The 12,739-nt window shown below is 63.9% G+C and carries 5 protein-coding genes; 2 read left to right on the top strand and 3 right to left on the bottom strand.

All coding sequences use genetic code 11. The features are described from left to right. Positions 1–5: 5 nt before the first annotated feature. Complete coding sequence (locus ABE485_RS00920; protein WP_346512803.1) at positions 6–2,309, top strand: CHASE2 domain-containing protein; 2,304 nt, start codon at positions 6–8, stop codon at positions 2,307–2,309. Between the two features lie 61 nt (positions 2,310–2,370). Here the strand turns inward: ABE485_RS00920 and ABE485_RS00915 are convergent, their stop codons facing one another. Further along, positions 2,371–3,627, bottom strand: a complete 1,257-nt coding sequence (locus ABE485_RS00915; RefSeq protein ID WP_346512802.1) for a serine/threonine protein kinase — start codon at positions 3,625–3,627, stop codon at positions 2,371–2,373. 155 nt (positions 3,628–3,782) lie between these two features. On the opposite strand from ABE485_RS00915, the gene ABE485_RS00910 reads away from it, so the two are divergent. Further along, positions 3,783–4,178: a TssQ family T6SS-associated lipoprotein gene (locus ABE485_RS00910; RefSeq protein ID WP_346512801.1), complete on the top strand. Its 396-nt coding sequence runs from the start codon at positions 3,783–3,785 to the stop codon at positions 4,176–4,178. 125 nt (positions 4,179–4,303) lie between these two features. On the opposite strand, the gene rpoC is transcribed toward ABE485_RS00910, so the two are convergent. Next, a complete protein-coding gene (rpoC, locus tag ABE485_RS00905) occupies positions 4,304–8,548 on the bottom strand; it encodes a DNA-directed RNA polymerase subunit beta' (protein WP_346512800.1) in 4,245 nt (1,414 codons plus the stop codon). Then, positions 8,548–12,660 (bottom strand): DNA-directed RNA polymerase subunit beta, encoded by a 4,113-nt coding sequence (rpoB, locus tag ABE485_RS00900; RefSeq protein ID WP_346512798.1) that lies wholly within the window; start codon positions 12,658–12,660, stop codon positions 8,548–8,550. The genes rpoC and rpoB overlap by 1 nt, the downstream gene beginning before the upstream one ends. Between the last annotated feature and the right edge of the window lie 79 nt (positions 12,661–12,739).

Genomic DNA, 12,739 nt, shown 5'->3' with positions numbered 1-12,739 from the left:
GTTTCATGGCCGATCCCGCCGACTCCCAGGAACGGCCCTCGCGCTCCGGATTGTGGCTGACGCTGGCGCTGGCGGCGCTGGCCGCGTTCCTGGGATCGTTCAACGGCCTTGGACGGCTGGACCAGGTCATTTATGACCGCGCCGTCATGATGACCGGACGCGCCGCCGACCCGGACATCCTGGTCGTGGCGATCGACGACGCGAGCATCGAGGCGCTGGGACGCTGGCCCTGGCGACGCGCCATCCACGCCGCGTTGATCGACCGGCTGAGCGGCGCCCGTGCCGTGGGCCTGGACCTTATCTTCGCCGAGCCCGACACCGTCAACCCCGGCGACGACGCAATCCTGGCCAACAGCATCCGGCGCAACGGCCGAACGGTGCTGCCGGTGGTTCTTGACCACATCAGGAATCCGAGCGCCATGGGCTTGCCCATTGCCGAGCTGGCGCGGGCCGCGGCTTCGACCGGCTTCATCAATGCGTTGATCGATTCCGACGGCGTGGTGCGCGAAGCCGCCTTGACTGCGCAATTCGCCGGCGACCGCCGCAACCACCTGGCCATTTCGATGCTGGAGGTCGGCGGGGAACCCGACCGCGCCCGGCGCTTGCTGAAACGCGCGGATCCCGAAGGCCGGATCCTGATTCCCTATGCCGGACCGCCCGCGCACATGCGCACGGTGTCTTACCTGTCCGTGCTGCGCGGCGACCTGCCGCCGGAGGAACTGCAAGGAAAGTACGTGCTGGTGGGCGCCTGGGCAACCGGTATGGGCGACGACTATCCGACGCCGGTGTCGCACGATGTCAGCGGCATATCCGGCGTGGAGATCATCGCCAACGTCCTGCAGGCGGCGCGCTCCGACATCGCTTACCAGCGTCCGTCGGCCTGGTGGAATGCGCTGTTTGCCGCCCTGCCCGTCCTGCTGGCGTGCCTGGCCCTGTGGCGCCTGTCTCCAAAGCAGGCGCTGCTGGTCAGCCTTGCCCTGCTTGCCGGCATTCCGCTGGCCGCGTGGCTACTGCTGGCCTACGCCAACCTGTGGTTTGCGCCAACGGCGGCATTGGCGGGCGTGGCGCTGTGCTATCCGCTATGGAGTTGGCGCAGCCAGGAAGCCGCGCTGCGCTACATGGACAATGAGCTGCGCCGCCTGCAGCGCGAATACCCGCCCATTCTCAACGAAGCGCGCGTGCCCCTTGCCAATCCGAATGCGTCCCTGGAAAGCCGGGTGGGCGAGTTGCGGCGCGCGCTGGCGCGTGTGCGCAACCTGCGTCGCTTCCTGGCCGACGGTCTGGACGGCATGCCGGACGCAACGCTGGTTTTCGACCAGGACGGCCGTATGCGATTCCGCAATCAGGCCGCCATCATGTACTTCCAGCGGCTCGGCATCCGGCCTCCCCGCGTAGGCCGCCCGGCGGCCCATCTGCTTGAAAGAACCTTGTCGGACGCGGCCACCCGGCTCCGGGTGGCCGAGGCACTCAGCGGTCGAAGCCCCGCCGACGCCACGTCGCCCTGGAGCGCCGACCTGGAAGTGCGCGACCACGCGGGACGCGACATGATCCTGAAATGCGCCCCCATCCATACGGCCGAGGGCCACTTCGCCGGCAACGTCGTCACACTGACCGATATTTCCGGCATCCGCCAGGCCGAGCGCCAGCGCGAAGAGACCTTGCGCTTCATTTCCCACGACATGCGCGCTCCGCAAAGCTCCATCCTGGCGCTGGTGGAAATGGCGCAGGAGGGACCTGCGCCAGGGGTTCAGGACGACACGCTCAAGCGCATCGCAATGCTGGCTGCTCGCACGCTGCGGCTGGTCGACGACTTCGTGCATCTGACGCGGGCCGAATCCATGGCGATAAGCTCGGTGGAACTTGATCTGGGCAGCCTGCTGCAGGACGCCGTCGATGATCTCTGGCCGTCCGCCAACAAGCGCGGCATCCTGCTCGAGGTGCAGGCGCCCATACCGGTCGCATATGCCCGCGGAGACCAGACGCTGCTGATGCGCGCCCTGTGCAACCTCGTCGACAACGCGATCAAATACAGCCCGTCGGACACGCGGATCGAATGCCGCATTCAGGAGGATCCCGGCCATTGGCTGGTGACCATTCGCGACCAGGGCCAAGGCATAGCGCCGCAAGACCTGGCCCGGTTGTTCGAGCCATTCGCGCGCTTGGGTGTCGAGTCCCGCGGCGATGTGGGCGGCGCAGGATTGGGATTGGCGTTCGTGCGCACCGTGGCCGAACGGCACAACGGCTCCGTCGACGTCCGCAGCCAGCCGGGCGCCGGCTCAACATTCACGCTGCGCCTGCCAAAGGCGTGACCTCGCCGGCGTTTCCCGGAGCCTGACGCCCGCGAAAACCGGCAAGGCTGCCGCGGCCCCGCTACTTGAAGGTATGCGCAATGACGGCGGGCTTGCCCGCCTTCAGGTCCAGCGTCATGCGCAGCGGCGGCAGGTCGGCATTGCGCACGACCACCTGATACTTGCCTGGAATCAGTTTCAGCTCTTTCACAGGCGGGCTGACGCCGCGCGCCACGCCATTGATCCACACCTCGCCCCACGGCTGGATGTCCAGTCGCACACTGACAGGAACAGGCTTGGGCTTGGACGCCTCGTCGGCAGGGGCCGGCGCCTGCGCGGATTCCTGCGCCACGGGGGCCTGAGGCGAAGGCGCGGGCGGCGCAGGCGTCGCAACCGGCTCGGCGGGTGTCGCCGCCGGCGCGGCCGGCGCCGCACCCGAGCCGCCCGGAATCAATGGCGGCAGGTCGCCGGGAACCTGGGCCGCGGGCGGGGCCGCAGGCGCCGCGGCCGGCGGTGGCAGCGGATGCACGACCGGCGGATTGGGCTGCACGACTTCGGAACGGGTAATGAGCGCATTGGGTGTCCCCATGCCGGCTTGGAACCAGGCGTACACACCTGCGCCTATCAGCGCCACCAACAGCAGCAGCGCGAGCAAGGGCCGGCGGCGGCGCGCGGGCTCACGCCGGGTCGGCATGCCCGCCGCCGGAGCGGTCCTGGCCGTATCGGCGACATCCTCGACGGGGGGATCCGGTTCGGCGTACGCGGCCACGCCCAGCAGGCCGGCCAGAGCGGCAAGCGTTTGAGGCCTGTCTTGCGGATCCATCGACAGGCCCGAGTCGATGACGCCAAGGAAGTCCTGGCCATACTTGGACAGGCCCAGCGACGCCAGGGGCTCATAAGCATCATGGGCCCGGCGCTCGGGGGCCGGCGGCGGCCGATTGCCGGTCACGAGCACATAGGCCACCGCGCACAAGGAGTAGATATCGCTCCAGGGACCGCGCGGCCACTCCATCGAATCGGTGTACAGCTCGAACGGTGCAAAACCGGCCGCCGGCGTCCTGCTGGCTCGGCGCGAACGCGCAACCACCAGTTCCGGCAACAGGTGGGCGCGGGCGCCCTCGTCCATGCCGACGGTTTCAAGGGAGATATCGCCGCAGATCTCGCCCTGCGCATGCAATGCGATCAGGGAAGGCAGGAGGTCGGACAGAAGGCGCTTGATGCGCGATTCCGGAACGCCACCGGCCGCGCTTGCGGAGATGGCGCTCAAGGGACGCAATGCCAGCGGCGCGGCGCCGGAAAATGGGCCACGCGGCGTCAACAGGCCGGCGGAAGAAGACATGATCGAAGCTGCGCCTGTGCGCCAAAACGGGTTTATGGATTATTTAGGCGGAATATTATCCAATCCGCAACATTAGGACATTGCCGAAAATGTCCGAGCGCATCAGGCTGTGGCACGATAGCGTACCGCCTCACCACTCTACATCTTTGGAAGCCATGAAAATTCGCATCCTGAGCAGTCTGCTCGGCTTTTCGGCCCTTCTGGCTGGCTGCGCCGGCGTCTCCACATTGCAGCCCGAGAGCCCGCCCACCGCCGAAGCACTGGACCAGCTGCAACAAGTGCGAGACCAATACAGCGCGGGCCGCTACGGCGAAGTGATCCGCGGCGTCGCCACTTCCGACGCATTGGCGACCTCGTCCAAAGCGGTACGCATCGAGGCCTACAAGCTTCAGGCTTTCAGCTACTGCGTCAGCCGTTATGCGCAGCTCTGCGAAGACAGTTTCTCCCGCATCCTGGCCCTGGATCCTGCTTTCGAACTTGCCGCGAACGAAGCCGGCCATCCGGTCTGGGGGCCCGCCTTCCAGCGCGCTCGGGCGCAGACAGCCAAGTAGTCTTCCTGCACCCTTGCTTGCGCAGGTCAGGCCACGCAAAAAAAGGCCGCTGATTCGCATCAGCGGCCTTTTGCTTTTCAGGCTTCCCCGCGACCGTGCGGGGAAACCTGTACGGGGTACTCCGCTTATTCGGCGGAATCCTCGGTGCCGATGTCGGAAGCCGGGGCGTCGGCGTCCGAGCCCACCGTGACCGGCGAGTCTTCGAACGGGTTGGCCTGCTGGCGAGCGGCTTCGCGTTCCGCCGCCTCCAGTTCTTCCTTGTCGCGGCGCGCATGGTGGTAAGCCAGGCCGGTACCCGCCGGGATGAGGCGGCCGACGATGACGTTTTCCTTCAAGCCGCGCAGGTCGTCGCGCTTGCCCATGATGGCGGCCTCGGTCAGGACACGGGTGGTCTCCTGGAACGAAGCAGCCGAGATGAACGAGTCGGTCGACAGCGAAGCCTTCGTGATACCCAGCAGCACGTTGTCGTAGCTGGCCGGACGGCGATCTTCAGCCGTGACGCGGTCGTTCTCGTTCAGGAGCTCGGAGCGCTCGACCTGCTCGCCCGGGATGAACTCGGTATCGCCCGCATCGACGATGTTCACACGGCGCAGCATCTGACGAACAATCACTTCGATGTGCTTGTCGTTGATCTTCACGCCTTGCAGACGGTACACGTCCTGGACTTCGTCGACGATGTAGGTCGCCAGCTTTTCGATGCCTTGCAGGCGCAGGATGTCGTGGGGATCGGCCGGGCCGTCCACGATCATTTCGCCCTTGTTCACCACTTGGCCGTCGTGCACCAGAACCTGCTTTTCCTTCGGAATCAGGAACTCGTGGCTCACGCCTTCCAGGTCGGTGATGACCAGACGCTGCTTGCCCTTGGTGTCCTTGCCGAACGACACCGTGCCGGTAACGTCGGCGAGCATGCCAGCGTCCTTCGGCGAACGGGCTTCGAACAGTTCAGCCACACGCGGCAGACCGCCGGTAATGTCGCGGGTCTTTTGCGATTCTTGCGGAATACGCGCCAGGACTTCACCCACGGCAACCTGCTGACCATCGCGCACCGTGATCAGCGCGCCCACCGGGAACGAAATGTTCACCGAGTGATCGGTGCCGGCGATCTTGACGTCTTCGCCGTTTTCGTTGACCAGCTTGATCTGCGGACGCATGACGATCTTGCCGCCACGGGTCTTGGGCGTAATGACGACGAGCGTCGACAGGCCGGTGACTTCGTCCACCTGCTTGGCAACGGTCACGCCTTCTTCGATGTTCTCGAAGCGGACGGCGCCGCCGTATTCCGACACGATCGGACGGGTCAGCGGATCCCACGTCGCCAGACGAGCGCCGGCCTTCACGGCTTCGCCGTCGCCCACCAGCACGGTCGCGCCGTACGGGATCTTGTGGCGTTCGCGTTCGCGGCCGTTGTCGTCGAAGATCGCCAGTTCGCCGGAGCGCGAGATCGCCACACGTTCGCCCTTGGCGTTCGTGACATAGCGCATCGTGCTGGCAAAACCGACGACGCCGGTGGACTTCGTTTCCACCGCGCTGGCAAGCGCCGAACGCGAGGCCGCGCCACCGATGTGGAACGTACGCATCGTCAGCTGCGTGCCCGGTTCACCGATGGACTGGGCAGCGATAACGCCGACTGCCTCGCCCTGGTTGACCGGCGAACCACGACCCAGGTCGCGGCCGTAGCAATGGGCGCACAGGCCATGACGCGTTTCGCACGTCAGCGGCGTGCGGACCTTGACTTCGTCCACGCCAATGCGGTCGATGGTGTCGACCAGGTCTTCGTCCAGCAGGGTGCCGGCGACGATGGCCGTCTCCTGCGTGTCCGGGTTGACGATGTCGACGGCGGCCACGCGGCCCAGGATGCGGTCGCGCAGCGGCTCGATGACTTCGCCGCCTTCGACCAGGGCTTTCATGTTGTAGCCCTGCGAAGTGCCGCAGTCGTCTTCCGTGATGACCAGATCCTGCGTCACGTCGACCAGACGGCGGGTCAGGTAGCCCGAGTTTGCCGTCTTCAGTGCCGTATCGGCCAGACCCTTACGCGCGCCGTGAGTGGAGATGAAGTACTGAAGCACGTTCAGACCTTCACGGAAGTTCGCGGTAATGGGCGTTTCGATAATGGAGCCGTCCGGCTTGGCCATCAGGCCGCGCATGCCGGCCAGCTGGCGGATCTGGGCAGCCGAACCGCGGGCGCCCGAGTCAGCCATCATGTAGATGGAGTTGAACGATTCCTGGCGCACTTCCTCGCCGTGACGGTTGGTCACGGGCTCGGTGGCCAGTTGTTCCATCATCGCCTTGCCGACCTTGTCGCCAGCCTTGCCCCAGATGTCCACAACGTTGTTGTAGCGCTCTTGGGACGTGACCAGACCCGACGAGTACTGCTTGTCGATTTCCTTCACTTCGCGGCTGGCTTCGGCCAGGATGCCTTCCTTGGCGGTCGGGATCAGCATGTCGCCCATGGCGATGGAGATACCGCCGCGCGTGGCCAGGCGGAAGCCCGACTGCATCAGCTTGTCGGCGAAGATAACCGTGTCGCGCAGGCCGCAACGGCGGAACGACTGGTTGATCAGGCGCGAGATTTCCTTCTTCTTCAGCGCCTTGTTCAGGACGGTGAAGGGCAGGCCCTTGGGCAGGATCTCGGACAGCAGCGCGCGGCCGACCGTCGTTTCATGACGGCGGATCACGGGTTGCCATTCGCCGGCCTCGTCGCGCTCGTGTTCCTTCAGGCGCACGGTGACGCGGCTTTGCAGCTCGACTTCGCCGTTGTCGTAGGCGCGCTGAACTTCAGCGACGTCGGTGAAGAAAATGCCTTCGCCGCGGCCGTTGATGCGCTCGCGCGTCGTGTAGTACAGACCCAGCACGATATCCTGGGACGGCACGATCGACGGTTCGCCGTTAGCCGGGAACAGCACGTTGTTGGAAGCCAGCATCAGCGTGCGCGCTTCCAGCTGGGCTTCCAGCGACAGCGGCACGTGGACGGCCATCTGGTCGCCGTCGAAGTCGGCGTTGAACGCCGCGCAAACCAACGGGTGCAGCTGGATGGCCTTGCCTTCGATCAGGACCGGCTCGAACGCCTGGATGCCCAAACGGTGCAGCGTGGGCGCACGGTTCAGCATGACCGGGTGTTCGCGGATGACTTCTTCCAGGATGTCCCAGACCACCGGTTCCTGGCTTTCGACCAGCTTCTTGGCAGCCTTGATGGTCGTGGCCAGGCCCATCATCTCCAGACGATTGAAGATGAACGGCTTGAACAGTTCCAGGGCCATCAGCTTGGGCAGGCCGCACTGGTGCAGCTTGAGCTGCGGACCCACCACGATGACCGAACGGCCCGAGTAGTCGACGCGCTTGCCCAGCAGGTTCTGGCGGAAACGGCCGCTCTTGCCCTTGATCATGTCGGCCAGGGACTTGAGCTGGCGCTTGTTGGCGCCCGTCATGGCCTTGCCGCGACGACCGTTGTCCAGCAGCGAGTCGACGGCTTCCTGCAGCATCCGCTTTTCGTTGCGCAGGATGATTTCCGGCGCCTTGAGCTCCAGCAGGCGCTTCAAGCGGTTGTTGCGGTTGATGACGCGGCGGTACAGGTCGTTCAGGTCGGAGGTCGCGAAGCGGCCGCCGTCCAGCGGCACCAGCGGACGCAGGTCCGGCGGCAGCACGGGCAGCACTTCCATGACCATCCACTCGGCCTTGATGCCCGACTTCTGGAAGCCTTCCAGCACCTTCAGGCGCTTGGAGATCTTCTTGATCTTGGCTTCCGAGCTGGTGGCCTTCAGTTCGCCGCGCAGCGTTTCCACTTCGCGATCGATGTCGATGGTGCGCAGCAGTTCGCGCACGGCTTCCGCGCCCATCAGGGCACGGAAGTCGTCGCCGTACTCTTCGGTCTTGGCGAGGAAATCGTCATCCGACATGATCTGGCCGCGCTTGAGCGGCGTCATGCCGGGTTCGATCACGCACCAGGCTTCGAAGTACAGGACGCGTTCGATGTCGCGCAGGGTCATGTCGAGCACCATGCCCAGACGCGACGGCAGGCTCTTCAGGAACCAGATGTGCGCGACGGGGCTGGCCAGCTCGATGTGGCCCATGCGTTCACGGCGAACCTTGGCAACGGTAACTTCAACGCCGCACTTTTCGCAGATCACGCCACGATGCTTCAGGCGCTTGTACTTGCCGCACAAGCACTCGTAGTCTTTGATCGGGCCAAAGATCTTGGAGCAGAACAGGCCGTCACGCTCAGGCTTGAACGTGCGGTAGTTGATGGTCTCGGGCTTGCGAACTTCGCCGTAAGACCACGAACGGATCTTCTCGGGCGAGGCGATGCCAATCTTGATGGCATCGAATTGCTCGTCTTGCGAGACTTGCTTAAAGAGGTCGAGTAGCGCTTTCATTAGTTACGCTCCAAATCCATGTCCAGGGCCAACGAGCGGATTTCCTTGACCAGCACGTTGAACGATTCCGGCATGCCGGCATCGATGACGTGGTCGCCCTTGACGATGTTTTCGTAAACCTTGGTACGGCCGTTGATGTCGTCCGACTTCACCGTCAGCATTTCCTGCAGGGTGTAGGCGGCGCCGTATGCTTCCAGCGCCCACACTTCCATTTCCCCGAAACGCTGACCGCCGAACTGCGCCTTGCCACCCAGCGGCTGCTGGGTCACCAGCGAGTACGGGCCGGTGGAACGCGCGTGCATCTTGTCGTCGACCAAGTGATGCAGCTTCAGGTAGTGCATGTAGCCGACCGTCACGGGGCGTTCGAATTGCTCGCCCGTGCGGCCGTCGAACAGCCATGCCTGCGTACGCGAAGGCGTCAACGCCATGCGCTTGGCGACGTCGTCCGGATAGGCCAGTTCCAGCATCGTGGTGATTTCCTCTTCGGTCGCGCCGTCGAAGACGGGCGTCGCGAACGGCACGCCGTTCTTGAGGTTCTGGGCCATTTCCATGACTTCTTCGTCGGTCAGCTCGTCGATGCGCGCACCCGTGCCGGTCGTGTTGTAGACCTTGTCCAGGTAGGCGCGGACGTTCTTGACCTGCGCGGTGCGCTCGTCGCGCAGCATATCGGCGATGCGATGGCCGACGCCCTTGGCAGCCCAGCCCAGGTGAACTTCCAGCACCTGGCCGACGTTCATCCGCGAGGGCACGCCCAGCGGGTTCAGAACGATGTCGGCCGGCGTGCCGTCAGCCATGTGCGGCATGTCTTCCACCGGCGTGATGCGCGAGACCACGCCCTTGTTGCCGTGACGGCCTGCCATCTTGTCGCCAGGCTGCAGACGACGCTTCACGGCCAGGTAGACCTTGATCATCTTCAGCACGCCCGGGGGCAGCTCGTCGCCTTGCGTCAGCTTCTTGCGCTTCTCTTCGAAGGCGAGGTCGAACTGGTGGCGCTTCTGCTCGAGCGATTCCTTGGCCTGCTCCAGCACGACAGCGTGCGGTTCATCGGCCAGACGGATGTCGAACCACTGCCAGCGGTCCAGATCAGCCAGGTAAGCCTTGGTGATCGTGGCGCCCTTGGCCAGCTTGCGCGGGCCGCCGTTGACGGTCTTGTTGACCAGCATCTTTTCGATACGGTCGAACTGGTCGTTTTCAACGATGCGCAGCTGGTCGTTCAGGTCCTGGCGATAGCGGCGCAGTTCATCGTCGATGATGGACTGGGCGCGCTTGTCGCGCACGATGCCTTCACGCGTGAACACCTGCACGTCGATCACGGTGCCGGTCATGCCCGAGGGCACGCGCAGCGAGGTGTCCTTAACGTCGGACGCCTTTTCACCGAAGATGGCGCGCAGCAGCTTTTCTTCCGGCGTCAGCTGGGTTTCGCCCTTCGGCGTGACCTTGCCGACCAGCACGTCGTCGGCGCTGACTTCGGCGCCGATGTACGTGATGCCGGAATCGTCCAGGCGGTTCAACTGCGTTTCAGCCAGGTTGCTGATGTCGCGGGTGATTTCTTCCGGACCGAGCTTCGTGTCGCGGGCAACAACCGTCAGTTCCTCGATGTGCACCGAGGTATAGCGATCGTCAGCCACAACCTTTTCGGAGATCAGGATCGAGTCTTCGAAGTTGTAGCCGTTCCAGGGCATGAACGCGATCAGCATGTTCTGACCCAGAGCGAGTTCGCCCAGGTCGGTCGATGCGCCGTCGGCCAGCACGTCACCCTTGGCGACCTTGTCGCCGCGCTTGACGATGGGACGCTGGTTGATGTTCGTGTTCTGGTTGGAACGCGTGTACTTGATCAGGTTGTAGATGTCGACGCCGACTTCGCCAGCGACGTTTTCTTCGTCGTTCACGCGAATCACGACGCGCTCGGCGTCAACGTGATCGACCAGGCCGCCACGCAGCGCTTGCACGGTGGTGCCCGAGTCAACGGCCACGGTGCGTTCGATGCCCGTACCGACGACCGGCTTCTCCGGACGCAGGCAAGGCACGGCCTGACGCTGCATGTTGGCGCCCATCAGTGCGCGGTTCGCGTCATCGTGCTCCAGGAACGGAATCAGCGATGCGGCGACCGACACGATCTGCGACGGAGCAACGTCCATGTAGTGCACGTTGGCCGGGGAGGTCAGCATCGTTTCGCCTGCTTCACGGCAAGCGACCAGGTCATCGACGAACTGGCCTTCTTCGTCGAGCGCGGCGTTAGCCTGCGCGATGACGTAGTGGCTTTCTTCGATGGCTGACAGGTAATCGATCTGCTCGCTGACGCGCCCGTCGATAATCTTGCGATACGGCGTTTCCAGGAAGCCGTACTCGTTCAGACGAGCGTACAGCGCCATGGAGTTGATCAGACCGATGTTCGGGCCTTCCGGCGTTTCGATCGGGCAGACGCGGCCATAGTGGGTCGGGTGCACGTCGCGGACTTCGAAGCCGGCGCGCTCGCGGGTCAGACCGCCCGGGCCCAGGGCGGAAACGCGACGCTTGTGCGTGATTTCCGACAGGGGGTTGGTCTGGTCCATGAACTGCGACAGCTGGCTCGAACCGAAGAACTCCTTGATGGCAGCCGAGATCGGCTTGGAGTTGATCAGGTCGTGCGGCATCAGGTTTTCCGTCTCGGCCTGGCCCAGACGTTCCTTGACGGCGCGTTCGACACGCACGAGACCGGCGCGGAACTGGTTTTCGGCCAGTTCGCCAACGCAACGCACGCGACGGTTGCCCAAGTGATCGATGTCATCGATCTGGCCACGGCCGTTGCGCAGCTCGACCAGCACCTTGATGGTTTCAAGGATGTCTTCGTTGGTCAGCGTCATCGGGCCGGTAATGTCTTCACCACGGCCCAGGCGGCTGTTGACCTTCATGCGGCCAACGCGCGACAGGTCGTACGTTTCTTCGCTGTAGAACAGGCGCTGGAACAACGCTTCCACCGCTTCTTCGGTGGGCGGCTCGCCAGGACGCATCATGCGGTAGATGGCAACGCGCGCGGCCATCTGGTCGGCGGTTTCATCGGTGCGCAGCGTTTGCGAAATGTAGGGACCGCGGTCCAGGTCGTTCGTGTAGAGGGCCTGGATGTCGTGCACGTTCGCGGCGCGCAGGGCGCCCAGCACGCTTTCCGTGATCTCGTCGTTGGCGTTGGCGATGACTTCGCCCGTATCTTCGTCAACGATGTTCTTGGCCAGCACGCGACCGTACAGGAAGTCTTCCGGCACGGAAATGCGCTGGATGCCGCCGGCAGCCAGGTCGCGCAGATGCTTGGCATTGATGCGCTTGTCTTTCTCGACGATCACCTTGCCCGAACGGTCGGCGATGTCGAAACGGGCCATTTCGCCCTTCCAGCGTTCCGGCACAAATTCCATCATCGCGCCTTCGCTCTTCAGTTCGAAGTTGTCGAAGTCGAAGAAATTGGCCAGGATGGATTCCGGCGTCATGCCGATGGCCTTGCACAGGATCGTGACAGGCATCTTGCGACGACGGTCGACGCGGAAGAACAGGACGTCCTTCGGATCGAATTCGAAGTCCAGCCACGAGCCGCGGTAAGGAATCACGCGGGCCGAGAACAGGAGCTTGCCGGAGCTGTGCGTCTTGCCGCGATCGTGCTCGAAGAACACGCCAGGCGAACGGTGCAGCTGGGACACGATGACACGCTCGGTGCCGTTGATGACGAAGGAACCAGTGCCCGTCATGAGCGGAATTTCGCCCATGTAGACTTCCTGTTCCTTCACTTCCTTCACGGTGGGCTTGCTGACTTCGCGGTCAAGCAGCACCAGGCGGACCTTGGCTCGCAGGGGCGAGGCATAGGTCAGGCCACGTTGCTGACATTCCTTGACATCGAACACCGGTTCGCCGAGCACATAGCTCACGAACTCCAAGCGCGCCATACCGTTGTGACTAACGATCGGGAAAATCGACGAGAACGCCGCCTGCAAACCGTCGGCTACGCGATCGGACGGGGCGGTATCCGCCTGCAGGAAAGTTAGGTAGGATTGAAGCTGTGTCGCCAAAAGGAAAGGAACGTTTTGAACGTCTTCACGCTTGGCGAAGCTTTTGCGGATGCGCTTTTTTTCGGTGTACGAGTAAGGCATGAGCACTCCGACTCGAGGTTGCATGGGCCGTCAACCACGGCCCCAGGTGATACGACTCCAGGAAACCCCACTGAATGGG

Origin of the sequence: Achromobacter spanius (assembly GCF_039673305.1) — a bacterium.
Classification (GTDB): Bacteria; Pseudomonadota; Gammaproteobacteria; order Burkholderiales; family Burkholderiaceae_B; genus Achromobacter; species Achromobacter spanius_F.
The sequence above is the reverse complement of the archived record's forward strand: the minus strand, read 5'-3'. Positions and strand labels throughout refer to the sequence as shown.

Excerpts from the sequence above, each read along its gene's own strand:
- rpoC (WP_346512800.1), bottom strand. The coding sequence starts at position 8,548 with ATGAAAGCGCTACTCGACCTCTTTAAGCAAGTCTCGCAAGACGAGCAA.
- ABE485_RS00910 (WP_346512801.1), top strand. The coding sequence starts at position 3,783 with ATGAAAATTCGCATCCTGAGCAGTCTGCTCGGCTTTTCGGCCCTTCTG.
- rpoB (WP_346512798.1), bottom strand. The coding sequence starts at position 12,660 with ATGCCTTACTCGTACACCGAAAAAAAGCGCATCCGCAAAAGCTTCGCC.
- ABE485_RS00915 (WP_346512802.1), bottom strand. The coding sequence starts at position 3,627 with ATGTCTTCTTCCGCCGGCCTGTTGACGCCGCGTGGCCCATTTTCCGGC.
- ABE485_RS00920 (WP_346512803.1), top strand. The coding sequence starts at position 6 with ATGGCCGATCCCGCCGACTCCCAGGAACGGCCCTCGCGCTCCGGATTG.